The organism is Pseudomonas sp. P108 (assembly GCF_032613195.1).
Lineage (GTDB): Bacteria > Pseudomonadota > Gammaproteobacteria > Pseudomonadales > Pseudomonadaceae > Aquipseudomonas.
In genome coordinates, this window is the sequence record NZ_CP126691.1 from 5,689,579 (window position 1) to 5,712,357 (window position 22,779).

Below are 22,779 nucleotides of genomic sequence, written 5' to 3' on the forward strand. Positions count from 1 at the left end.
GCTGTGCGCTGGTCGGGAGCTTGGCTAAACTGCCGGATCATCAGTCGGAAAGCCGCTCATCATGCTTCGTTTATTGTTCTGGATCGTCGTGATTTTCGCCGCCATATGGTTGTGGCGTAAATTCAAGGCACCCGCCGCGTCCTCTCAGTCCAATCGCGCCCCTCGCGAACAGGACGCCCCGCCGATGGTGCGCTGCGCCCATTGCGGCGTGCATCTGCCGCGCGACCGCGCGCTGAGCGTGCAACAACAGTGGTATTGCAGCCAGGCTCACCTTGAGCAAGGCCCGGGTGCCAGTGATCGCTGAGGCCACCCACGCCGACAGCAAACAGGCTCAGCGCCTGCTGCGCCTTTATCATCTTTACCGTTTAAGCGTCGGCATCACCCTGGTGTTGCTGATCTCCAGCAACATGGACAACCGCCTGCTGACGTCGGCCAACGACGAACTGCTGCGCGGCGGCAGCTGGCTGTATCTGATCCTCAACATCTTGCTGGTAGTGTTCCTTGAGAACACCCGACGGCCGGCGCAGCTGTTCAGCCTGGCCCTCGTCGATGTCCTGCTTTTATGCGGTGTGTTCTTTGCGGCAGGCGGTGTTGGCAGTGCGCTGGGCAATTTGCTGATTGTCTCGGTGGCGATCAGCAACACCTTGCTACGCCGACGCATCGGCCTGTTGATCGCCGCCATCGGCGCGCTGGGCATCGTCGGTTCGAGTTTCCTGCTGAGCTTCAACCATCCCCTGAGCGCCAATGAATACCTGCAAGCCGGCACCCTTGGCGCCCTGTGCTTTGCCGCCTCGTTGTTGGTGCAGGGACTGATCCGGCGCCTGGAGGTCAGCGAAACATTGGCCGAACAGCGCGCCAGTGAAGTGGTCGGGCTCGAAGCGCTCAATGCGCTGATCCTGCAACGCATGCGCACCGGGATTCTGGTCCTCGACGAGGAGCGCCGGGTGCAACTGGCGAACCACAGCGCACAAACCCTGCTCGCGCAATCTCACCTTCAGGGACATTTGATCGACGACTATTCCAGTGCGCTGGTCGATCGCCTGCAACTGTGGATGAACAACCCGACCTTGCGCCCGCAAAGCCTGAAAATCCCCGGCAACGGCCTCGAACTGCAACCGAGCTTCATTGCCCTCGAGCAAAGTCCCAACCAGCAAACCCTGGTGTTTCTCGAAGACCTTGCGCAAATCGCCCAGCAGGCCCAGCAATTGAAACTGGCCGCGCTCGGGCGCTTGACCGCCGGGATCTCCCACGAGATCCGCAATCCGCTGGGTGCCATCAGTCACGCTGCACAGCTATTGGGGGAGTCCGAGGAACTCGACAGCGCCGATCGGCGTCTGACGCAGATCATTCAAGATCACTCCCAGCGCATGAACCGAGTCATCGAAAACGTCCTGCAACTGTCCCGGCGCCAACAGAGCGCGCCGCAACGACTGGATCTCAAGCCGTGGCTGGAGAATTTCGTTGCCGAAAGCCGCGAACAGGCGGGCGAGCGCCAGCAGATTCATCTGCGGATCAATTCAGGGGACTTCACCACGCTGATGGACCCCAATCAGCTCACGCAGATTCTCGACAATCTGTTGCGCAATGGCTGGCGCCACAGCGCCCTGCTGCACGATCAAGCCGAAGTCTGGCTGGCCCTGTTCAGCGATCCCGACAGCCAATTGGCGGTGCTCGAAGTGCAGGACAACGGCCCCGGCGTGCCTGCCGATGAACAGACGCATCTGTTCGAACCGTTCTTCACCACCAGCAGCCAGGGCACCGGCCTTGGGCTTTATCTGTCCCGTGAGCTGTGCGAAAGCAACCAAGCGCGCCTAGACTTTCAATCACGCCAAGGCGGCGGCTGCTTTCGCATCACCTTTGCTCACGGACGGAAACAAAGTTGAACACGAGCCCACGGCAAAAAATCCTCATCGTCGACGACGAACCGGACATCCGCGAACTCCTGGAAATCACCTTGGGACGGATGAAACTCGACACCTACAGCGCGCGCAATCTGACTGAAGCCCAGGCGCTGTTGCATCGCGAAACATTCGACCTGTGCCTGACCGACATGCGTCTGCCCGACGGCACGGGACTGGAACTGGTGCAGCACATTCAGCAGCGTTATCCACAACTGCCAGTGGCGATGATCACCGCCTATGGCAGCCTGGAAACGGCGATCAACGCCTTGAAAGCAGGCGCATTCGACTTTCTTACCAAACCAGTGGACCTCACTCGCTTGCGCGAGCTGGTCGGCACGGCACTACGCATGCCGGCGGCGGGCGGCAGCTCTACCTCGATTGATCGACGCTTGCTCGGCGATTCAGCACCGATGCGCAACCTGCGCAAACAGATCGACAAACTCGCCCGCAGCCAGGCACCGGTGTACATCAGCGGCGAATCCGGCAGCGGTAAAGAACTGGTCGCGCGACTGATCCACGAACAGGGGCCGCGCGCCAGCCAGCCGTTCGTACCGGTGAACTGCGGGGCGATTCCCTCGGAGCTGATGGAAAGCGAGTTTTTTGGTCATCGCAAAGGCAGTTTCACCGGCGCAGTCGAGGACAAACCCGGGCTGTTTCAGGCGGCCCATGGCGGCACGTTGTTTCTCGATGAAGTGGCGGATTTGCCGCTGTCGATGCAGGTGAAGTTACTGCGCGCGATTCAGGAAAAAGCCGTGCGCAGTGTCGGCGGCCAGCAGGAAAGCGTGGTCGATGTGCGGATTCTTTGCGCCACCCACAAGGATCTCGATGCAGAGGTCGCGGCCGAGCGTTTTCGTCAGGACCTTTATTACCGCCTGAACGTGATTGAATTGCGCGTGCCGTCGCTGCGTGAGCGCCGTGATGACATTGAAGTGCTGGCGGCACATATGCTCAAGCGTTTGGCCAAGGACACCGGCCAACCGGCAGCACGCTTGCATCCGCAGGCGTTGGAAGCGCTGAAGAACTACCGCTTTCCAGGGAATGTGCGGGAACTGGAGAACGTGCTCGAACGAGCGCACACCCTGTGTGAAAACCGCACGATCGAGGCTGAAGATTTACGTTTGAGTGAAGGCAACTGCGCGGCGGATGGTGGGATTGCCGATCTGACCCAGATCGATAATCTTGAGGATTATCTGGAGAACGTTGAGCGGAAGCTGATTTTGCAGGCGCTGGAGGAGACGCGCTGGAATCGTACGGCGGCGGCGCAGCGGTTGAGTCTTTCGTTCAGATCGATGCGCTACAGACTGAAGAAATTGGGCCTGGATTGAGGCCCCCCTTCGCGAGCAGGCTCGCTCCCACATTGGATTTTGTGAACGACAAAGATCAACTGTGGGAGCGAGCCTGCTCGCGAAAGCGATCTGCCAGGCTACAGAGAAATACCTGACTAAATACGGCCTTCCGGTGCATACGGCGCCGGATCAATAATCGGCGCCCTTCCCAGCATCACATCGGCAAACAGCTGGCACGACGCTGGCGCCAGTACCAGCCCATTGCGGTAATGCCCGCAGTTCAACCACAACCCGTCGAACCCCGGCACCCGGCCAATATACGGAATGCCCTCCGGCGAGCCCGGGCGCAACCCCGCCCAGTGCCCGACCACTTCGGCATCGGCCAACGCTGGCAATAACTCCACTGCCGAAGCCTTGAGGCTTTCCAGCGCAACGTCGGTCGGCGTCTTGTCGTAGCCCTCGTGCTCCAGCGTGCTGCCGATCAGAATATGGCCATCTCGGCGCGGGATCGCATAACGGCCCTTGGCCAATACCATACTCGGCAGAAAATCCGCCGCACACTTGTAGAGAATCATCTGGCCTTTGACCGGTTCGACCGGCAATGTCAGATCCAGCGTCTTGAGCAGATCACCGCTCCACGCCCCAGCGGTCAGCACGACCTGATCGCCCTTGATCACACCCTTCGACGTCTCGACGCCAGTAACTCGCCCGTTCTCGCGGACAAACCCGCTGACTTCGCATTGTTCGTGAATGGTCACGTTCGGCAATGCCTGCAACGCCGCTTTCAGCGACTTGACCAGGCGCGGATTGCGCACGTTGGCGACATCCGCCATGTAGATCGCCCGGGAGAAACCGCCACCGAGCACCGGCACCGCATCATGCGCCGCCGAGATATCCACAGCCCGCAACGGGCGATTTTCCCGCTCGGCCCAGGCCAGCGCTTCGGCTTCATCGTCCAGATCCAGCCAGTACAGGCCGGTGGTGTGTACTTCAGGATCCACCCCGGTGTCAGCGAACAAACGCTCGCCGAGCTGTGGATAAAAATCCTGCGACCAGTGCGCCAGCGCGGTGACTGCCGGGCTATAGCGCCACGGATACAGCGGCGAAACGATACCGCCGCCCGCCCAGGACGATTCCTGGCCGAGGTTCGAGCGATCGAGCAGCACCACGCTGCGCACTTCGGAGGCGAGATTGTAGGCGGTCAGCAGGCCAATCACCCCGCCACCGACAATCACCACTTGCTGTTGCCTGGTCATGTTTGTTCCAACCGTAAAAAAGACAGTGGGCGCAAAAGGCACCCGAAAGAAAGCGTCTCAGCGGCCCCAGCAATCCTTGGTGGTCAGCCCGGTAGTCGCGTTGTTCATGCTTCTGACACCGGTGTTGGTCAGGGTGAAATCCCCGCACTTGTCGGTGGCCATGGACGTACCCGTCTTGCGGGTAGCGGTCAGCAGGAAGGTTTGGTCAGCAATGGTCGGGGTGAGGGTGTAGAAATCATTGCCCGTGCTCAGACCGGTGATACCGGTGTAGACATTGTTCTTGGTGTAGAAGCGTTCGAGGCTCTGTGCCTGCTCCGAGAGCAGCGACACCACTTCGGCGCGGCGGCCCTTTTTCAGGTACTCGGTATAGCTCGGTGCGGCGATGGTGATGACGATCCCGATGATCGCAATCACGATCATGATTTCGATCAGGGTGAAGCCTCGGTTGAATCTGCGCATGCCTCAAACTCTCGCTTACTGTATTTGTCGCCACATGATACGACGGCTGCCACCGCCGCCCTTTTCCACCAGGGTGGTGATGTTACCGCTGGAATCGTTAACAATTTTGCGTGTTGCGCCGTTGACGATGGCGTTCAGGGTCGGAATGCCACCGGTAAATATCACACCACTGGAAATCGTGTCGCTGCTGTCAACCACTCCATCCCCGTTGGTATCGAACACCGCATAGTTGAGCATCTTACCGCTGAACGCATCGAGTTCGGCCACTTTGCCGGTTCCGAAACTGGAACAGGGATCGGTGGTATCGACGCTGGCGGTGGTGAAGACGATTCGCCCAAGCACCAGACTGGCCTGATTGATCACGCGCTCACCGATCAGCGCGTTGTTATACACCAAGGGCAGGTACCAGCCCTTCTCTCCCGGATAGGTCGTGTCGTTCTGGGTAGTTGTCACAAACTGCCCGGTACTGCCGGAGAACACGCCAGTCACCGCCTGCGCCTGCAAACTGCCAACAGTGATGTTTCCGGAGCCGCCATCGGCATCCCACACCGAATAGAACGCCTGCAAATCCTTGTTGGTTTTGTCAGCCGTCTCGTTGAATTTACCGGTACCGACGAAAATCTGTTTGCCGCCAAGCGCGTTGTCCGCCAGTAGCGGTTGCGCGGTGATCGGTTGAGTCGCCCCGCCCGCCGTGGTGAATAACGGCTTGCCGGAAAACGCTAAACCCCAACTGTCCGTCGAGGTCGCGCTCAAGTCGAACTTCCATAAGCGCCCTTTCAAATCACCGCCATAAGCGGCCTGCACGACGTTCTGTGAGTTGACCTTGAGTTTCACCGAGGACAAACCATTAGTGGTTTCGGTACTGTCGATGACGATTTTCTTGATCAGCGACCCATCACGTACGTCCAGCACATACAACGCCGCCACGCCGGAGTTGCTGCCGTAGCCATTGGCAATGAAAGCAGCCCAGCGACCATCGGCCAAGCGTGCCACTTCCGGGCGTGCGTAGGCGTAACCCAGATCATTGAAAGCGTTGGCGGTGCTTGCAGTCGCCGGCGCACTGACTTCCCACAATGCGCGCAAAACGTTACCCGCCGAAGCGTCAAACAGTTGCAGCGCGTAGAACGTCTTGCCTCCGGCACCGGTTCCGCCGATGGCCAGGGTTTTCCATGCGCTATTGAGCTGGGCGTCATACACGCCGACCTGGCCGTCGACCAGAAACTTGTGGCTGACGCCGTTGAAGTAGTTCGGATCGGCAATCAGCCGCAGCGACGGTAATACGCTGGAAGGCATATAAGCGTAACGACGGCTGCCGTTGGCCGAGTTGATGACGTTGACGAAACCGTCGTTGGCGTTCACCACCAGACTGGCATTCATGTTTGCCGCTTTGGTGGTCAGGTAAGCGGTGTACGTGGTGTCGCCCGACAGATCGGAGGCTGTCTTGTCCGTCGGTGAGGCCAGCACCAACGGCGAGTTGATGATGTCGCCGAGCAACACGCTACGCACTTTGAGCCCGGTCTTGTTGGTGCCTTTGCTCCACTCCACCAGATCACTACCGGTAATACCGGTGGGCAGGCCTTGGCTGAGTGTCGTCTGCTGGGGCGCGGAAAAATTACCATAGGCCAGCGCAACGGCGGCGTTGCTTGTAGTGTTCCACGACTGATAGGTCGGTGCGATCGCACTCGGTACGATAGTGGTGTCAGTGGTCCAGAGCACCGCAGAGGTATTCACCGCTCCGGATGCATTGAAGCCGAAGGACTTGATCGTGCCGCGCCAGTCCTTGGGGTCGTAACTGGTCTGAAAGTAACTGGAGCCGCTCGCCAGTGTGGTGCCGCTGGTGACACCACTACCGCCGGAACCGGCCTTGGAAGTGATATCACTCAACGCCGACGACAACGCGGCGTTGAGCCCGGTGCTGTCAGTCGCCTGGTAATACCTGCCCTGCCCGTAACTGGCCGCGTCCGACAGCATGTCGTTGTCGGCGGTGAAGCCCACGGTATAGGTGTTCAAATTCTGCTTGGGAAAATCCACCGCGTTCCAACTCTTGCCCGCCGCGTCGGTACCGGTCGAGCGCATGTCGATATCGAAGGCGAACTTGGCGATATCATCCAGATACAACGTATCCCCTTCTTTGTCGCCATAGAGGTTGTTGCCGTCATTGCTGACACCGTCCCAGTTCGGTAACCGGCTGCCGCCCAATGGGTCGTTGCTCGGAAAGGTACGGTCGAAGGTCGGCAAGCCATCGGTTATCACCACGCCATAATTTTTCTGGCAGCGGTACTGGATCGGACTGGTATAGGTCGCGGGCGCGCTGTTGTAGTACGGCGCCATGCCGCGCATATAGCGGGTGATTTCATAGTAGGTTTCTGCCAACGGCGTGTTGGCCACGGCACTCAAACCATTGATCGATGAGATCAGCGCGTTGTAGTTGGTGTCTGCCTGCGCCTGCGTGACGCTCCCGGACACCGGCGCCAAGTCGCTGATCGAGCGGGCGATATAACCGCCATTACCAGAGTCGTTGTTGGTGACCGGGTTGAAAGTCGACAGGCCAATACGCAAAGTGCGATTGCTGGTGACCAGCGCCGTCGACACGTTACGCGCGACGTTGATTCGGTAGTCGTTGGGAATCGCCCCAGTGGTGAAATCGCGTGTGCCATTGTTGATGGCCAGACTGACGACGTAGGAAATGTAGTCGCCTGTATATCGCGTGTTGCCGCCACCCACAGGGTCCGGCAGTTTCAGACACAGTGGCGCGACACTGTTGTTGTAAAACGCGTACGCGCCACCCGAACACCCGGAGGTCGGAAGGCTTGATAAAAACACAGGATCGCCAGTGATCGTTGGCGCGTTCAGAGGGGTGCATAACCCGAGAAACGCATTGCACTGCCGCGCCGGCGTGCGATCAGCCGTCGGATCGAAGCCAGCCGCATAAATGATGCTGTTCATACTCCCCGAATCGTCGATCAGCAGCATGACGTTGGGTGGCACCGCTGCCGCACTCAACAGCGGCGAATCGGAAGGCGTGAACGCATACGCCGGCGCGGCCAGATAGAAGCTCAGCAGCATGCCGATCCATAGTGATATGCAGCGCTCAATACTTCGCATAAACACTCTCCACCACGCTACGCGAAGTGCCGGCGATGCCGACCGCTGTAACCCGATACAACGTCGCCGAGGTGTTGCTCGGTACGTTCACGGCCGTCAGAGTCGTACCGATGTTCTGTACTCCATAGAATCCATTGCCGGCCGCAATCCAGGTGACCCCGGAAGTCGAGTTGAGCCCCGCCGAGCTGACCACTGACGACTCCGCTGGCGGCGCGCATTGCGTGGTACCGCTGCACACGGCCAGCGAATAACTGTCCAGTTGCACCGCACTTTCGCCAATCCGCAACGCCGCCTCGGCAGTCTGAAACGACTGATTACGCAGACTCACGCTGCCGGCCATTTTTTCCTGCAGGTTAGCGCTCTGCATCGACGACAGACCAATCAGGGTGAGCAACAACAGGAATACCAGACTGACCAGCAAGACCATGCCGCGCTGCGCCTGACGGGTGTGGAGAGTCATCCTCATCACCGCGCCCCTCACTGCAAGCGGTTGCGCAAAGCGGCAACCACGTTGAAGGTTTGATTGCGCACCCGATTGTTCGGATCGTTGAGGGTCAGGCTCAGCCGCACGCTGCGAATGCGCGCCGGATCGGCGGGGTTGGCGCTGTAGGTCGAAGCCGCCACATCCGTTGCCGTACTGGCCAGACCGAACATCACGGTGAACGCACTGACGTTGTTCACCAACACCTGCTGGGTCGGCGTACCGCTGCCGGTGCCCATGAGAATCTGATTGTTGCTGAAGCTGTAGATCAGACGCCGGATCGGAAACGCGATCTGCCCGCTCGCTGGGGATCGCAACCCGGTGTAGGCCGTTGCGCTATTGCGGCAGTCGGAGACGACCGTCCAGGTTGGAGTGCCCCCGCCGCTGCCGATATCGGCGGTGACCAGTGTCAGTTTCAGGTTGGCATTGTCCCAACTGATCGGCGTGACCTGCGCAGCGTTGAAATCACCCGCACTGCTCGAATCGGTAATGGTGCCAAGACAGCCGAACATCCCGACCATGCGAATTTCCTGAATCATTTTGCTCAACACAAACCGTGCGTCTTCCTGCATCGCCGCGGCACTGTTCTGGCTTACATAGGTGTTTTTTGCCGCGATGAAAATCTGCACCACGCCCAGCACCACGATCAGCCCCAATGCCAAAGCGATGAGTAATTCGATCAGACCGAATCCACGGTTTCGCCGCTTCATGGCGTAGCCACCGGATCAACTGCTGCGCGACTGGTCAGGACAAAACTGCGTTGAGCACTGGCGGTGTTGGCTGCCCGTGCGTCGCTCCAGTTGATGGTGATGGTATAGACCCGCTGACTGAGGGTGATGCTGCCGGTCGCCGTCGGCCCGCCAAAATTGATGATATTGGTGGTGAAATCGTAGAGGTCCTGATCGCGGGCAACGCTCAGATTGCCCGAGGTCGGCGGGGTGACGGTGTAGTCGGCGCCGGAGTTGGCGCGGATGCGGTCCATCATGTCGTAGGCGATGAAACTGGCCTGGCTGGTCATCCGCGAGCTGTCGGTGTACTTCAGCGCATTCAGTTGCACCGCCGCCGCCCCCAGCAGCCCGACCGTCAGAATCAGCAACGCGACCAGCACCTCGATCAGCGTCATGCCCTGCTGTGTGTATTGACTCCCTGCCCTCATCCGCAACTTCCACCCAATTGAATTCGTCCGTTCAAACACACGTTCAGCGTCCTGCTTTGCGTTCCCAGCGTGTAACTGATGACCACCGCCGTCGACGGTGCCGCCAGACCGCCAAGGTTGTTGAAATCCAGTGCGGTCACTCCTGAGGGTAGCGTCAGAGTCGCGCCGCTGCTCATCGCGGGAACAACCCGCAACACATTGGCCGGATTGCCAGTACTGTCATAGACCGCCAGTTCACCGGTCCAGACGCTGCCACCAGCGGTTGGGCGCAGGCGTAGGGTGGTGCCACGGTCGATGGCTTCGAGCCTGGCGAAATTGATCGCCCGTTGCAGATCGCCCATCTCGGTATCAGCCTTGCTGCTCTGTATCGATCGGGTGAACGCCGGCACGGCCAAAGTGATCAGGATCACGAAGATCGCGACCGCGACCAACAACTCGATCAGCGTGAAACCTTTTGTACGAAGATCCATCAATGCCCTCCGTTGCCGTCGGCTATACCTGCTTCTACACGCTAGAACATTCAACCGGCCCGCGTCGGTTGATTTGCCCTGCCCGGCGCACGGAGCGCGCCGTTCATCACACTCCACGGAGGGAGTTTTCATGCCGCAACAGGGTTTCAGCCTGATCGAACTGCTTATGGGACTGGCGATTGGCGCAATTGTTCTGCTGTTGGTCAGTCCGGCGTTTGCCACGCTCAGAGAATCGAACCATCGGGATCAGGCAGCGCAATCCTTGCTCGATGGCCTGCGCAACGCTCGCACCCAGGCCATCACACGCAATCAGAGCGTGGTGATCCATGGCATCAACGGCGACTGGAGTCAGGGCTGGCGGATCATTCTGGATATCAGCGGCAAGGGGTCGAAAGACAACAGCAATCCGCTGCTGCAAGAAAGTGTGAGCGACACACAGGTGCCAATTGTCGGCAATTGGTCAGTAAGTCGTTACGTACGCTTCAGCAGTCTGGGGCAACCGCTGATGCCCGGGCGGGCGTTTCAGGCAGGGACATTACATGTCTGCTCGGCTCGCGAGCCGGTCAGCCAGCGCCAGATAGTGCTGGCGGCGACCGGTCGTGTGCGCCTGAACAGCCAAGAGGCTGAGCAGGTGTTGTGTCAAAAGATCAAAAGCGTCAGATCGAACGCACGCGCAGCTCTTTAGGCATCGAGAACGTGATGTTCTCTTCACGCCCGGCCAATTCATCGGCACCGGTGGCGCCCCAGGCCTGCAATTGCTGAATCACGCCACGCACCAGGACTTCCGGCGCGGAGGCACCGGCGGTAATGCCGATACGCTCAACGCCATCGAACCAGCTCTTTTGCAGGTCTTCGGCGCCGTCGATCAGGTAGGCCGGCGTGGCCATGCGCTCGGCAAGTTCTCGCAAGCGGTTGGAGTTGGAGCTGTTCGGGCTGCCGACTACCAGCACGACGTCACACTCGTCGGCCAATTGCTTGACCGCGTCCTGGCGGTTTTGCGTGGCGTAGCAGATGTCGTCCTTGCGCGGACCACCGATGGCCGGGAAGCGCGTGCGCAAGGCATCGATGACGCGACTGGTGTCGTCCATCGACAGCGTGGTCTGGGTAACGAAAGCCAGTTTGTCCGGGTTATGCACCTGCAATTCGGCGACGTCTTTCTCGTCTTCAACGAGGTAGATCGCACCGCCATTGCTGCCGTCGTACTGGCCCATGGTGCCTTCGACTTCCGGGTGACCGGCGTGGCCGATCAGGATGCACTCGCGACCGTCGCGGCTGTATTTCGCCACTTCGATGTGCACCTTGGTCACCAGCGGGCAAGTGGCGTCGAATACCTTCAGGCCACGGCCGGCGGCTTCGGTACGCACAGCCTGGGATACGCCGTGAGCGCTGAAGATCACGATAACGTCATCCGGCACCTGATCCAGCTCTTCGACGAAGATCGCTCCGCGGCTGCGCAGGTCTTCAACGACGAACTTGTTGTGCACCACTTCGTGACGCACGTAGATCGGCGGCCCGAAAACTTCCAGGGCGCGGTTGACGATTTCGATCGCCCGGTCCACGCCGGCGCAGAAGCCACGGGGGTTGGCGAGTTTGATTTGCATGCTGTGCCTCGTGTCTTGCGCGCGAAAACAATGAATTACCAACTGGGTGGGAGCGAGCCTGCTCGCGAAAGCTGACTGACATTCAACATCGACGTCGCCTGACACACCGCTTTCGCGAGCAGGCTCGCTCCCACATTTTTACAGCGCTTTAACGTTGATGATCTCGACGTCAAAGGTCAGCGTCTTGCCCGCCAGCGGATGGTTGAAGTCGATGGTCACTTGCGTGTCGTCGAACTCTTTCACCACACCCGGCAGCTCAGTATTGGCCGCATCGTTGAAGATCACCAGCAAACCCGGCGACAACTCCATGTCGACGAACTGCGAACGCGGGATGATCTGCACGTTCTGCGGGTTCGGCTGGCCGAAGGCGTTTTCCGGCTCGACGGTCAGCGTGCGCTTGTCGCCGGCCTTGAAGCCGAACAGCGCTGCTTCGAAACCCGGCAGCAGGTTGCCGTCGCCGACCCTGAAGGTTGCCGGGGCTTTGTCGAACGTACTGTCGACCGTGTCGCCGTTCTCCAGGCGCAATGCAAAGTGCAAAGTGACTTCCGTGTTCTGGCCGATGCGTTGCTCAGCCAATACCTGTTCAGTCATGAACGGCCTCTTCGGTTTTCTTGGTTTTGAACATGTCCAGTGCCAGCATCACCGCGCCAACGGTAATCGCGCTGTCGGCGAAGTTGAACGCCGGGAAGTACCAGCGGTTCTGCCAGTGCACCAGAATGAAATCGATCACATGGCCCAGAGCAATGCGGTCATACAGATTGCCCAGCGCGCCGCCCAATACCAGCGCCAGCGCGACGGCCAGCCAGGTTTCATTGCGGCCCAGACGCTTGAGCCAGACCACCAGCACCGCACTGACCACAATTGCGATCAGGGCGAACAGCCAGCGCTGCCAGCCGGAGCTGTCAGCCAGGAAGCTGAAGGCAGCGCCGGTGTTGTAGGCCAGGGTCCAGCTGAAGTAATCGGGAATGATCACGATCTGCTGGAACATTTCGAGCTTGCCTTCGAAGTAGAACTTGCTGGCCTGGTCGATGACCAGAACCAGCAAACTCAACCACAGCCAGCTCAACCGTCCGAAACGGCCAACGGCATTAGGCATAGTGACGAACCTCGCCAGCGCCGCTGATGTTGTCGACGCAACGACCGCAGATTTCCGGATGCTCCGGGTTCACGCCAACGTCCTCGCGGCAGTGCCAGCAACGTGCGCATTTCGGGAAGGCCGATTTGACGATTTTCAGCTTCAGGCCGCTGACTTCCGTCACTACCGCATCGGCCGGAGCCTGAACGAACGGCGCAACGCTTGCGGTCGAAGTGATCAGGACAAAGCGCAGTTCGTTGCTCAGCTTGGCCAGATCGGCGCTCAGCGCGTCTTCGGCGTACAGCGTCACTTCGGCTTGCAGGTTGCCACCGACAGCTTTCGCTGCGCGCTGGATTTCCATTTCTTTGTTGACCGCTACTTTGACCGCCATCACGCGTTCCCAGTAGTCGCGACCCAGTTCAACGTCGGCTGGCAGTTCGGTCAAACCTTCATACCAGGTGTTGAGCATGACCGATTCGTTGCGTTCGCCCGGCAGGTATTCCCACAGTTCGTCGGCGGTGAAGGCGAGGATCGGCGCGATCCAGCGCACCAGCGCTTCGGAGATGTGGAACAGCGCGGTTTGCGCCGAACGGCGGGCCTTACTGTTGGAGCCAGTGGTGTACTGACGGTCCTTGATGATGTCGAGGTAGAAACCGCCCAGCTCCTGCACGCAGAAGTTGTGGATCTTCGAGTAGACGTTCCAGAAACGGTATTCGCCGTAGTGCTCTTGCAACTCTCGTTGCAGCAGCAAAGTGCGGTCGACCGCCCAACGATCCAGCGCGAGCATTTCTTCGGCCGGCAAGATGTCGGTGGCCGGATTGAAACCGCTCAGGTTCGAAAGCAGGAAACGCGCGGTGTTACGGATACGACGATAGGCGTCCGCGCTGCGCTGCAGGATCTGGTCGGAAACCGCCATCTCGCCGGAGTAGTCAGTCGAAGCCACCCACAGACGCATGATGTCGGCGCCCAGCGTGTCGTTGACTTTCTGCGGCGCAATCACGTTGCCCAGCGATTTGGACATTTTGCGGCCGGCTTCGTCGACGGTGAAACCGTGAGTCAGCAGTTCGCGGTACGGCGCGTGGTTGTCGATGGCGCAACCGGTCAGCAACGACGAGTGGAACCAGCCACGGTGTTGGTCGGAACCTTCCAGGTACAGATCGGCACGCGGGCCGCTCTCGTGACCCATCGGGTGCGAACCGCGCAGGACGTGCCAGTGCGTGGTGCCCGAATCGAACCAGACGTCGAGGGTGTCGCTGATCTTGTCGTACAGCGGCGCTTCGTCACCGAGCAGTTCGGCAGCGTCCATCTTGAACCAGGCTTCGATGCCTTCGACTTCAACGCGCTTGGCGACTTCTTCCATCAGCTCGACAGTGCGAGGGTGCAGTTCGCCGCTTTCCTTGTTGAGGAAGAACGGGATCGGCACGCCCCAGTTGCGCTGACGCGAGATGCACCAGTCCGGACGGTTGGCGATCATCGAGTGCAGGCGCGCCTGGCCCCAGGCCGGGACGAACTTGGTGTCTTCGATGGCTTTGAGCGAGCGCACCCGCAGGGTGTCGCCGCTGGTTGGCTCTTTGTCCATGCCGATGAACCACTGCGCGGTGGCGCGGTAGATCAGCGGGGTCTTGTGACGCCAGCAGTGCATGTAGCTGTGTTTGATGATGGCGGTGTGCAACAGCGCACCGACTTCGGTCAGCTTGTCGACGATGGCCGGGTTGGCCTTCCAGATGAACTGGCCGCCGAAGAACTCCAGCGACGGCGCGTAAACGCCGTTGCTCTGCACTGGATTAAGGATGTCGTCGTTGACCATGCCGTACTTCTTGCAGGTCACGAAGTCGTCCACGCCGTAGGCCGGAGCGGAGTGAACCACGCCGGTGCCAGCGCCCAGTTCGACGTAGTCAGCCAGGTACACCGGCGACAGACGGTCATAGAACGGGTGACGGAAATTGATCAGCTCCAGCTCTTTACCGGTGGTGGTCGCGATGACCGAACCTTCAACGCCGTAGCGAGTCAGGCAGGCTTCGACCAGCTCTTCAGCCAGCACCAGCAGCTTGTCGCCGACATCAACCAACGCGTAGTTGAATTCCGGGTGAACGTTCAGCGCCTGGTTGGCCGGGATGGTCCACGGGGTAGTGGTCCAGATCACGATCGAGGCAGGTTTGCTCAGCGACGGCAGACCGAACGCAGCAGCCAGTTGGGCTTCGTCAGCGATCGGGAAAGCAACGTCGATGGTCGAGGAGTCCTTGTTCTCGTACTCGACTTCCGCTTCAGCCAGGGCCGAACCGCAGTCGAAGCACCAGTTCACTGGCTTGAGGCCCTTGAACACGAAACCGCCCTTGACGATTTCGGCGAGGGCGCGGATTTCACCGGCCTCGTTCTTGAAATCCATGGTTTTGTACGGGTTGGCCCAATCGCCCAGCACGCCGAGACGGATGAATTCGGACTTCTGCCCTTCGATCTGCTCGGTGGCGTAGGCACGGCACAGTTCGCGGGTCTTGTCCGCGCCCAGATTCTTGCCGTGGGTCACTTCAACCTTGTGCTCGATCGGCAGGCCGTGGCAGTCCCAACCCGGAACGTACGGCGCGTCGAAGCCCGACAGGGTCTTCGAGCGGATGATCATGTCCTTGAGAATCTTGTTCAGTGCGTGACCGATGTGGATCGTGCCGTTGGCATACGGAGGGCCGTCGTGCAAAACGAACTTCGGACGATCCTTGCCAATCTCGCGCAACTTTCCGTACAGGCCAATACTGTCCCAGCGCTGCAGGATCTGCGGTTCGCGCTGTGGCAGGCCGGCCTTCATTGGGAAGGCGGTGTCCGGAAGGTTAAGCGTGGCTTTATAGTCGGTCATTTAAGGCTCTTCATTAGCGATGGGCGCTAGGTGCGGCTAGTGCACGGGCGGTGGCGACATCCGCATTGATCGCCGTTTTCAATGCCTCCAGAGAGGCGAAGCGCTGCTCTTCACGCAGCTTTTGGTGGAAAACCACCGTCAAACGCCGGTCATACAGATCGCCGGCAAAATCTAAAAGATGGACTTCAAGGTGGGCCTTGCCATCACCCTGTACCGTGGGCCGCACGCCGATATTGGCGACGCCGGGCCAGGTCTTGCCGTCGATATCGACATCCACCAGATACACCCCGGTGAACGGCACGCGACGACGCTTGAGTTGAATGTTGGCAGTGGGCGTACCCAGTTGCCGGGCCAGTTTCTGGCCGTGCAGCACGCGACCGGCGATGCGGTACGGGCGACCCAGCAAACGTTCGGCCAAGGCAAAATCGGCGGCGGCCAAGGCGTTACGCACCTGCGTGCTACTGACGCGAATGCCGTCCAGCTCGACGGTTTGCGCCGCTTCGACGGTAAAACCGTGCATCTGCCCGGCCTGCAACAGGAAATCGAAGTCGCCGAGGCGGTCGCAACCGAAACGGAAATCGTCACCGACCTCAAGATGCTGCACGCCAAGACCATCAACCAGGATGGTATCGACGAACTCACTGGCGCTGAGTTTGCTCAAGCGCTGGTTAAACGCCAGGCACAACACCCGGTCAACGCCTTCGGCGGCCAGCAGTTGCAGCTTGTCGCGCAAACGGGCCAGACGTGCCGGCGCGGTCTCGGGGGCAAAGAATTCCCGTGGCTGCGGCTCGAAAATCACCACGCAGCTGGGTACGCCCAACTCGAGCGCACGCTCACGCAGTCGGGCCAGGATAGCCTGGTGACCACGGTGAACACCGTCAAAGTTGCCAATAGTGGCGACGCAGCCCCGATGCTGGGGGCGCAAGTTGTGGAGGCCTCGAACCAGCTGCATAACGCGCTTCTTGCTCATAAAGTGGTCGATTATAACCACACCCGACGGCCGACGACAGGCAACACCGTAACGCAAAGTGAACGAGCCGACAAAACTGCCGGCCCGCGCCTGTTTATAAAGGGTAAAACCTTAACTCAAGGCCTTGCGATTGAAGTCACGCAAGCGGAAACCCAGCAGCAGCAACATACCGAAATAGGACACCACGCCCGCCGCGACCAATGCGCCCAGACGCAGGAAGCGCTCAAGCATGTGCCCTTGATCCCACGCTGGCATGAAGTGCATGCCAATCAGCAACACCGCCGACATCACCGCCACTGCGATCACCAGTTTGAACCCGAACTTGGCCCAACCTGGCTGCGGCTGATACATCTGTTGCTTGCGCAATTGATAGAACAGCAGCCCGGCATTCAGGCAGGCACCGGCACTGATCGCCAGGGCCAGGCCGGCATGAGCCAGCGGACCAATCAGAACGAGGTTGAACAGTTGCGTAACGACCAGCGTGAAGATTGCGATTTTTACCGGCGTACGGATGTTCTGTTGCGCATAAAAGCCCGGTGCGAGCACTTTGATCACGATAATTCCGAGCAGGCCGACAGAATACGCAATCAGCGCACGCTGGGTCATTTCGGCGTCAAAGCCGCTGAACTGACCGTACTGAAACAGCGAAACCGTCAGCGGCTCAGCAAGAATCCCCAGCGCCAGCGCACAGGGCAGCACCAGCACAAAGCACAGACGCAGGCCCCAATCGAGAATCCGCGAGTATTCGTGGCGATCCTTGCTGGCATAGGTTTTCGCCAATGTCGGCAGCAGAATCGTCCCCAATGCCACGCCAAGCACGCCGGATGGCAACTCCATCAAGCGGTCGGCGTAATACATCCACGACACCGAGCCTGCGACCAGAAACGAGGCGAAGATGGTGTTGATGATCAGCGAAATCTGACTGACCGAGACACCGAGAATCGCCGGCAGCATCTGTTTCATCACCCGCCACACGCCGGTATCGCGCAGGTTCAGTCGCGGCAGTACCAGCATGCCGATCTTTTTCAGGTGCGGCAGTTGATAGAGCAACTGCGCCAGACCGCCGACCAGGACCGCCCAGCCCAGCGCCATCACCGGCGGATCGAAGTACGGCGTGAGGAACAGCGAAAACACGATCATGCTGACATTGAGCAGGGTCGGCACGAAGGCCGGCACCGAGAAGCGGTTCCAGGTATTGAGGATCGCGCCAGCCAGCGACGACAGCGAGATCAGCAATATATAGGGGAACGTGACGCGCAACAGATCAGAGGTGAGCTGGAATTTTTCCGGTGTATCGGTAAAGCCCGGAGCCGTTGCCCAGATCACCCAGGGTGCGGCGATCATGCCCAGCGCAGTCACTACCGCCAATACCAGCGTCAGCAGACCTGACACGTAAGCAATGAACGTGCGCGTCGCTTCTTCACCCTGCTGACTTTTGTACTCGGCAAGAATCGGTACGAAAGCCTGAGAGAAAGCACCTTCGGCGAAGATCCTGCGCAGCAGATTGGGCAGTTTGAAGGCGATAAAGAAGGCGTCGGTCGCCATCCCGGCACCGAATATACGAGCAATCAGCGTGTCACGGACAAACCCCAAAATCCGGGAAAGCATCGTGATAGAGCTGACGGCGGCCAACGATTTGAGCAGATTCATTGAGGGAATTTGTGCCTGTCGATAAACAGCAGGCGAACAAAGCGCCTACTTGTGCGATACTCCGCGCCGCAGCAGCACAGAGCCAAAGCTCGCGAGTTTACAGGTCAAGCGCCGGAAATAAATATCCCGCCTCTTTATACCTACCACTTAGCGGAACGTTTCAAGTGCCCTTGACAAGACTTCAACTCATCGGCATGATTCGCGGCCTATTTTGTTTGCTATTTCCTAAAAAGTCTTTCGAGGAGCTCGACGGTGGCCAACTCACCTTCCGCCAAAAAACGTGCAAAACAGGCTGAGAAGCGTCGCAGCCACAACGCCAGCCTGCGTTCCATGGTTCGCACCTACATCAAGAATGTAGTTAAAGCCATCGACGCAAAAGACGCTGAAAAAGCTCAAGCTGCATACGTTCTGGCTGTGCCAGTTATCGACCGTATGGCCGATAAAGGCATCATCCACAAGAACAAGGCTGCTCGTCATAAGAGCCGTCTGAATGGCCACGTTAAAGCGCTGAAAGAAGCTGCTTAATCGACGTAGTCATTAAAAAACCGACCTTAGGGTCGGTTTTTTATTGCCTGTGATTTAACAAATCCAGCGCAAAAAAATGTAGGAGTGAGCCTGCTCGCGATGGCGGCGTGTCAGTCGATGCAATATTGACTGACATACCGCCATCGCGAGCAGGCTCGCTCCTACAGTTGGTTTTGCGGCGTTATTGCTGGACCGGAACCCATGGCAGGATCGGGATTGCGGTCACGGCATTCTGCGGGCTACCCTCGATCAAGCGATCGCTGTAGACCAGATACACCAGCGTATTGCGCTTCTTGTCGAGGAAACGCACCACCTGCATGGTTTTGAATACCAGCGAAGTGCGCTCCTTGAACACCTCATCGCCATCCTTCAGCTCGCCCTTGAACTTGATCGGGCCGACCTGGCGACATGCGATCGACGCCTCGGCGCGATCCTCAGCCAGACCCAGACCACCCTTCACACCGCCCGTCTTGGCGCGCGACAGGTAGCAGGTAACCCCTTCGACTTTGGGATCATCGAAAGCCTCGACCACAATGCGGTCGTTCGGGCCGACAAACTTGAACACTGTCGACACCTGACCGATTTCCTCGGCCGAGACCAGCAATGGCATCGCCATCAGCAAGCCCAACAATCCTTTTGCTAAACGCATCGAGTTTTCCTTAAACCAGAATCAGGTTGTCACGGTGAACCAATTCAGGCTCCGCCATGTAACCGAGCAAACCGACAATCGCATCCGACGACTGACCGATGATTTTTTGTGCCTCCAGCGCGCTGTAGTTGGCCAGGCCACGGGCAATCTCACGACCATCCGGCGCCACACAGACCACCATTTCGCCGCGACGGAAACTGCCCTGCACCAATTTCACCCCCACGGGCAGCAAACTCTTGTTGCCCTGAGACAACGCCGACACTGCACCATCATCCAGCACCAGCGTGCCACGGGTCTGCAGATGCCCGGCCAGCCATTGCTTGCGCGCCGCGAGCATGCCTCGCTCAGGCGACAACAACGTACCGATGCGCTCACCCGCTTTCAAGCGATCAAGCACGCGCTCAAGGCGCCCACCGACGATAATGGTGTGCGCACCGGAACGCGCCGCCAGCCGTGCCGCACGCAGCTTGGTCTGCATGCCGCCACGCCCCAGCGCACCACCCGTGCCGCCCGCGACCGCATCCAGCGTCGGATCATCAGCGCGCGCCTCGTAAATCATCTGCGCATCGGGGTTATTACGCGGATCGGCGTCGAACATGCCGTCGCGATCAGTAAGGATCACCAGCAGGTCCGCCTCGACCAGGTTAGCCACCAGCGCCGCCAGCGTGTCGTTGTCGCCGAAGCGGATTTCGTCAGTGACCACGGTGTCGTTCTCGTTGATCACCGGGATGACTTTCAGCTCAACCAATGCGCGCAGGGTGCTGCGGGCGTTCAGGTAACGCTTGCGGTCGGACAGGTCGTCATGGGTCAGGAGAATCTGCGCTGTGTGCCGACCATGCTCGGCGAAGCTTGATTCCCACGCCTGCACCAAGCCCATCTGGCCGATAGCCGCAGCCGCCTGAAGCTCGTGCATCGCACTGGGTCGTGCGGTCCAGCCCAAACGACTCATGCCGGCCGCCACCGCCCCAGAGGACACCAGCACCAACTCGACGCCAGCCTCATGCAAGGCCACCATCTGCTCGACCCAGACACCCATTGCCGCGCGATCCAGCCCTTTGCCATCAGCTGTCAGCAAAGCGCTGCCGATCTTCACGACCCAACGCTGCGCACCTGTCACCTTGCTCCGCATCATCTTCAACCTTAGCTTGAGGGCTGCGCGACCCAGCGCCGCCCATGACGTTATTTGTGACTTGCGATTTCCAGATACTAAAACGCCGCTCGATTGAGCGGCGCTTAAGTTTACTGCAACGAATCAGTCACGCACGTAAATGATTTCCGGACCGTCTTCGTCATCCACATCTTCTTCGTCCCAGTCATCATCGCCGATGTCATGGACCGACTTCACGCCGCTGCGACGCAGGGCACGCTTGTCATCCAGCGCCTGCAGTTGCGCGCGGGCTTCGTCTTCAATGCGCTGATCGAGATCGGCCAGCTCTTCCTTGTAGGCCGGGTCATTGGCCAGACGATCAGCACGGTCCTCCATGTAACGCATGATGTCATGGCACAGACGCTCGGTGCCGATCTTGGCGATGGCCGAGATCACGTAGACCGGACCGGTCCACTCCAGGCGCTCAACGATTTCCTTGACGCGCTCATCGTGCTCTTCTTCAAGGATCTGGTCGCACTTGTTCAGCACCAGCCAGCGATCACGCTCCGCCAGGGACGGGCTGAATTTGATCAGCTCGTTGACGATCACCTCAGCGGCGTCTGGTGCACTGCTGTCATCCAGAGGCGCCATATCGACGAGGTGCAGCAGCAGACGCGTACGCGCCAAGTGCTTGAGGAAGCGAATGCCCAGACCGGCACCGTCGGAAGCGCCTTCGATCAGACCCGGAATGTCGGCAATGACGAAGCTCTTCCAGCGATCGACGCTGACCACACCCAGGTTCGGCACCAGCGTGGTGAACGGGTAGTCGGCGACTTTCGGCTTGGCAGCCGATACCGAACGAATGAAGGTACTTTTACCGGCGTTCGGCAAGCCCAGCAGACCGACGTCAGCCAGTACTTTCATTTCCAGTTTCAGGTCGCGCTGCTCACCCGGCTTACCCGGCGTGGTCTGACGCGGCGCACGGTTGGTACTGGATTTGAAACGGGTGTTACCCAGACCGTGCCAGCCACCCTGCACTACCATCAGTTTCTGGCCAGCCTTGGTCAGGTCGCCGATCACTTCCTGGGTAGCAGAGTCGATCACCGTGGTGCCGACCGGCACGCGCAGGATCAGGTCCTCGCCTTTTTTACCGGTGCAGTCAGTGCTGCCACCGTTGGAGCCACGCTCGGCGTCGAAGTGCCGGGTGTAACGGTAGTCGACCAGGGTGTTGAGGTTTTCGTCAGCCATCATGTAGATGGAACCGCCGTCACCGCCATCACCGCCGTTCGGGCCACCGTTTTCGATGAATTTTTCCCGACGGAAACTCATGGCACCATTGCCGCCGTCACCAGCCTTTACGCGAATCGATACTTCATCAACAAACTTCATAACCAACGCCTCTCGCCATACGGACGAGCCGAAAAACAATCAAGACATAAGACTCTTGCAAAAATGAGCGCAGCGACCCCAAAACACGACCTGCATCGCACACCGACAGCCCATACAAACAGTTTTGCAAGAGACTCACCCCACAAACGAAAAAGCCCCGTCGCGAGACAGGGCTTTTCCAGCGATCGCGCAATTAAGCTGCGACAACGCTCACGTAACGGCGGTTGAACGCGCCTTTTACTTCAAACTTGATCACGCCTTCGATTTTCGCGAAGAGGGTGTGATCCTTACCCATGCCAACGCCGTAGCCAGCGTGGAATTGGGTGCCGCGCTGACGCACGATGATGTTGCCCGGAATGATTTTCTGGCCGCCATACATCTTAACGCCAAGGCGTTTGGCTTCTGAGTCGCGACCGTTACGGGTACTACCACCAGCTTTTTTGTGTGCCATGAGTCAATTCTCCTAGTGAGGAATTAGGCTGAAATTAAGCCTGAATACCGGTGATTTTGATCTCGGTGTACCACTGGCGGTGGCCCATACGCTTCATGTGGTGCTTACGACGACGGAACTTGATGATGCGAACTTTATCGTGACGACCTTGGGAGATCACTTCAGCCACAACGGTAGCGCCAGCAACAACTGGAGCGCCGATATTCACGTCGTCGCCATTGGCAACCAACAGAACGCGATCAAAGGTAACGGATTCGCCGGTAGCGATTTCCAGTTTTTCGATCTTCAGGTATTCACCTGGGGCGACTTTGTACTGCTTGCCGCCAGTAACGATTACTGCATAAGACATGGTATTTCTCCGATAATCCTGCTCACCCAGCTCTTTATAAGAAGAGGTATTGGCTGGCATGGCTGCATAAGGCT

Annotated in this window: 23 protein-coding genes; 5 read left to right on the top strand and 18 right to left on the bottom strand. The window is 59.0% G+C overall.

The window, feature by feature from the left end; all coding sequences use genetic code 11:
* The first annotated feature begins 61 nt into the window (after window positions 1–61).
* From QOM10_RS25070 to QOM10_RS25080, 3 genes are read left to right on the top strand one after another with little or no spacing between them, the layout of a single operon-like run.
* Window positions 62–304, top strand: a complete 243-nt coding sequence (locus QOM10_RS25070; RefSeq protein WP_127929827.1) for a PP0621 family protein — start codon at window positions 62–64, stop codon at window positions 302–304.
* Window positions 294–1,883: a sensor histidine kinase gene (locus tag QOM10_RS25075; protein ID WP_316918398.1), complete on the top strand. Its 1,590-nt coding sequence runs from the start codon at window positions 294–296 to the stop codon at window positions 1,881–1,883. The genes QOM10_RS25070 and QOM10_RS25075 overlap by 11 nt, the downstream gene beginning before the upstream one ends.
* Window positions 1,880–3,226: a sigma-54-dependent transcriptional regulator gene (locus QOM10_RS25080; protein ID WP_127929828.1), complete on the top strand. Its 1,347-nt coding sequence runs from the start codon at window positions 1,880–1,882 to the stop codon at window positions 3,224–3,226. The genes QOM10_RS25075 and QOM10_RS25080 overlap by 4 nt, the downstream gene beginning before the upstream one ends.
* Window positions 3,227–3,342: 116 nt before the next feature.
* Here QOM10_RS25080 and thiO read toward each other — a convergent pair whose 3' ends face one another.
* From thiO to QOM10_RS25115, 7 genes are read right to left on the bottom strand one after another with little or no spacing between them, the layout of a single operon-like run.
* Window positions 3,343–4,443, bottom strand: a complete 1,101-nt coding sequence (thiO, locus tag QOM10_RS25085) for a glycine oxidase ThiO (protein WP_127929829.1) — start codon at window positions 4,441–4,443, stop codon at window positions 3,343–3,345.
* A 57-nt stretch (window positions 4,444–4,500) separates the two neighbouring features.
* Complete coding sequence (locus QOM10_RS25090) at window positions 4,501–4,902, bottom strand: type IV pilin protein (protein WP_038361678.1); 402 nt, start codon at window positions 4,900–4,902, stop codon at window positions 4,501–4,503.
* A 15-nt stretch (window positions 4,903–4,917) separates the two neighbouring features.
* A complete protein-coding gene (locus tag QOM10_RS25095; RefSeq protein WP_160041878.1) occupies window positions 4,918–8,007 on the bottom strand; it encodes a pilus assembly protein in 3,090 nt (1,029 codons plus the stop codon).
* Window positions 7,994–8,473: a PilX N-terminal domain-containing pilus assembly protein gene (locus tag QOM10_RS25100; RefSeq protein ID WP_160041880.1), complete on the bottom strand. Its 480-nt coding sequence runs from the start codon at window positions 8,471–8,473 to the stop codon at window positions 7,994–7,996. The genes QOM10_RS25095 and QOM10_RS25100 overlap by 14 nt, the downstream gene beginning before the upstream one ends.
* Window positions 8,474–8,484: 11 nt before the next feature.
* Window positions 8,485–9,198, bottom strand: coding sequence for a PilW family protein (locus tag QOM10_RS25105; RefSeq protein ID WP_150774969.1), 714 nt, complete (start codon window positions 9,196–9,198; stop codon window positions 8,485–8,487).
* Window positions 9,195–9,644 carry a type IV pilus modification protein PilV gene (gene pilV, locus QOM10_RS25110; protein WP_150774970.1) on the bottom strand — a complete coding sequence of 150 codons (450 nt, stop codon included), beginning with the start codon at window positions 9,642–9,644 and terminating at the stop codon, window positions 9,195–9,197. Before pilV ends, QOM10_RS25105 begins: the two co-directional genes overlap by 4 nt.
* Window positions 9,641–10,114 (bottom strand): GspH/FimT family pseudopilin, encoded by a 474-nt coding sequence (locus QOM10_RS25115; protein ID WP_316917128.1) that lies wholly within the window; start codon window positions 10,112–10,114, stop codon window positions 9,641–9,643. The genes pilV and QOM10_RS25115 overlap by 4 nt, the downstream gene beginning before the upstream one ends.
* A gap of 130 nt (window positions 10,115–10,244) precedes the next feature.
* Between QOM10_RS25115 and QOM10_RS25120 the strand changes: the two genes are divergently transcribed.
* Window positions 10,245–10,799, top strand: a complete 555-nt coding sequence (locus tag QOM10_RS25120) for a GspH/FimT family pseudopilin (protein WP_316917129.1) — start codon at window positions 10,245–10,247, stop codon at window positions 10,797–10,799.
* Here the strand turns inward: QOM10_RS25120 and ispH are convergent.
* The 6 genes from ispH to murJ form a co-directional block, all read right to left on the bottom strand.
* Window positions 10,771–11,715: a 4-hydroxy-3-methylbut-2-enyl diphosphate reductase gene (gene ispH / locus QOM10_RS25125; RefSeq protein WP_007909838.1), complete on the bottom strand. Its 945-nt coding sequence runs from the start codon at window positions 11,713–11,715 to the stop codon at window positions 10,771–10,773. The two genes, QOM10_RS25120 and ispH, sit on opposite strands and share 29 nt — an antisense overlap.
* Window positions 11,716–11,853: 138 nt before the next feature.
* A complete protein-coding gene (gene fkpB / locus QOM10_RS25130) occupies window positions 11,854–12,291 on the bottom strand; it encodes an FKBP-type peptidyl-prolyl cis-trans isomerase (protein WP_316918399.1) in 438 nt (145 codons plus the stop codon).
* 7 nt (window positions 12,292–12,298) lie between these two features.
* Window positions 12,299–12,811 carry a signal peptidase II gene (gene lspA, locus QOM10_RS25135; protein ID WP_053123968.1) on the bottom strand — a complete coding sequence of 171 codons (513 nt, stop codon included), beginning with the start codon at window positions 12,809–12,811 and terminating at the stop codon, window positions 12,299–12,301.
* A complete protein-coding gene (ileS, locus tag QOM10_RS25140) occupies window positions 12,804–15,635 on the bottom strand; it encodes an isoleucine--tRNA ligase (RefSeq protein ID WP_316917130.1) in 2,832 nt (943 codons plus the stop codon). The genes lspA and ileS overlap by 8 nt, the downstream gene beginning before the upstream one ends.
* Before the next feature lie 13 nt (window positions 15,636–15,648).
* Complete coding sequence (ribF, locus tag QOM10_RS25145; RefSeq protein WP_008078544.1) at window positions 15,649–16,587, bottom strand: bifunctional riboflavin kinase/FAD synthetase; 939 nt, start codon at window positions 16,585–16,587, stop codon at window positions 15,649–15,651.
* Window positions 16,588–16,716: 129 nt separating this feature from the next.
* Window positions 16,717–18,255, bottom strand: coding sequence for a murein biosynthesis integral membrane protein MurJ (gene murJ / locus QOM10_RS25150; protein ID WP_316917131.1), 1,539 nt, complete (start codon window positions 18,253–18,255; stop codon window positions 16,717–16,719).
* A 252-nt stretch (window positions 18,256–18,507) separates the two neighbouring features.
* Between murJ and rpsT the strand changes: the two genes are divergently transcribed.
* On the top strand, window positions 18,508–18,780 hold the full coding sequence (rpsT, locus tag QOM10_RS25155; protein ID WP_003228351.1) for a 30S ribosomal protein S20: 273 nt from the start codon (window positions 18,508–18,510) through the stop codon (window positions 18,778–18,780).
* A gap of 181 nt (window positions 18,781–18,961) precedes the next feature.
* On the opposite strand, the gene QOM10_RS25160 is transcribed toward rpsT, so the two are convergent.
* The 5 genes from QOM10_RS25160 to rplU all read right to left on the bottom strand — a co-directional run bounded on the left by QOM10_RS25160 (window position 18,962) and on the right by rplU (window position 22,705).
* Entirely contained in the window at window positions 18,962–19,429 is a 468-nt protein-coding gene (locus QOM10_RS25160; RefSeq protein WP_122607899.1) for a CreA family protein, read from the bottom strand.
* 10 nt (window positions 19,430–19,439) lie between these two features.
* A complete protein-coding gene (gene proB, locus QOM10_RS25165; RefSeq protein WP_150751790.1) occupies window positions 19,440–20,558 on the bottom strand; it encodes a glutamate 5-kinase in 1,119 nt (372 codons plus the stop codon).
* Between the two features lie 123 nt (window positions 20,559–20,681).
* Window positions 20,682–21,905, bottom strand: coding sequence for an Obg family GTPase CgtA (cgtA, locus tag QOM10_RS25170; protein ID WP_150706882.1), 1,224 nt, complete (start codon window positions 21,903–21,905; stop codon window positions 20,682–20,684).
* A 193-nt stretch (window positions 21,906–22,098) separates the two neighbouring features.
* The gene (gene rpmA, locus QOM10_RS25175; RefSeq protein ID WP_003176049.1) at window positions 22,099–22,356 is read right to left on the bottom strand and encodes a 50S ribosomal protein L27; all 258 of its coding nucleotides are present in this window, start codon (window positions 22,354–22,356) and stop codon (window positions 22,099–22,101) included.
* A 34-nt stretch (window positions 22,357–22,390) separates the two neighbouring features.
* Window positions 22,391–22,705: a 50S ribosomal protein L21 gene (rplU, locus tag QOM10_RS25180; RefSeq protein WP_003176051.1), complete on the bottom strand. Its 315-nt coding sequence runs from the start codon at window positions 22,703–22,705 to the stop codon at window positions 22,391–22,393.
* Between the last annotated feature and the right edge of the window lie 74 nt (window positions 22,706–22,779).

Coding starts and splice junctions, on each gene's coding strand:
- thiO (WP_127929829.1), bottom strand. CDS start 4,443: ATGACCAGGCAACAGCAAGTGGTGATTGTCGGTGGCGGGGTGATTGGC.
- rpmA (WP_003176049.1), bottom strand. CDS start 22,356: ATGGCACACAAAAAAGCTGGTGGTAGTACCCGTAACGGTCGCGACTCA.
- QOM10_RS25100 (WP_160041880.1), bottom strand. CDS start 8,473: ATGAGGATGACTCTCCACACCCGTCAGGCGCAGCGCGGCATGGTCTTG.
- QOM10_RS25115 (WP_316917128.1), bottom strand. CDS start 10,114: ATGGATCTTCGTACAAAAGGTTTCACGCTGATCGAGTTGTTGGTCGCG.
- QOM10_RS25090 (WP_038361678.1), bottom strand. CDS start 4,902: ATGCGCAGATTCAACCGAGGCTTCACCCTGATCGAAATCATGATCGTG.
- murJ (WP_316917131.1), bottom strand. CDS start 18,255: ATGAATCTGCTCAAATCGTTGGCCGCCGTCAGCTCTATCACGATGCTT.
- rplU (WP_003176051.1), bottom strand. CDS start 22,705: ATGTCTTATGCAGTAATCGTTACTGGCGGCAAGCAGTACAAAGTCGCC.
- proB (WP_150751790.1), bottom strand. CDS start 20,558: ATGCGGAGCAAGGTGACAGGTGCGCAGCGTTGGGTCGTGAAGATCGGC.
- lspA (WP_053123968.1), bottom strand. CDS start 12,811: ATGCCTAATGCCGTTGGCCGTTTCGGACGGTTGAGCTGGCTGTGGTTG.
- QOM10_RS25095 (WP_160041878.1), bottom strand. CDS start 8,007: ATGCGAAGTATTGAGCGCTGCATATCACTATGGATCGGCATGCTGCTG.
- ispH (WP_007909838.1), bottom strand. CDS start 11,715: ATGCAAATCAAACTCGCCAACCCCCGTGGCTTCTGCGCCGGCGTGGAC.
- ileS (WP_316917130.1), bottom strand. CDS start 15,635: ATGACCGACTATAAAGCCACGCTTAACCTTCCGGACACCGCCTTCCCA.
- QOM10_RS25070 (WP_127929827.1), top strand. CDS start 62: ATGCTTCGTTTATTGTTCTGGATCGTCGTGATTTTCGCCGCCATATGG.
- QOM10_RS25105 (WP_150774969.1), bottom strand. CDS start 9,198: ATGAAGCGGCGAAACCGTGGATTCGGTCTGATCGAATTACTCATCGCT.
- QOM10_RS25120 (WP_316917129.1), top strand. CDS start 10,245: ATGCCGCAACAGGGTTTCAGCCTGATCGAACTGCTTATGGGACTGGCG.
- pilV (WP_150774970.1), bottom strand. CDS start 9,644: ATGAGGGCAGGGAGTCAATACACACAGCAGGGCATGACGCTGATCGAG.
- ribF (WP_008078544.1), bottom strand. CDS start 16,587: ATGCAGCTGGTTCGAGGCCTCCACAACTTGCGCCCCCAGCATCGGGGC.
- QOM10_RS25160 (WP_122607899.1), bottom strand. CDS start 19,429: ATGCGTTTAGCAAAAGGATTGTTGGGCTTGCTGATGGCGATGCCATTG.
- cgtA (WP_150706882.1), bottom strand. CDS start 21,905: ATGAAGTTTGTTGATGAAGTATCGATTCGCGTAAAGGCTGGTGACGGC.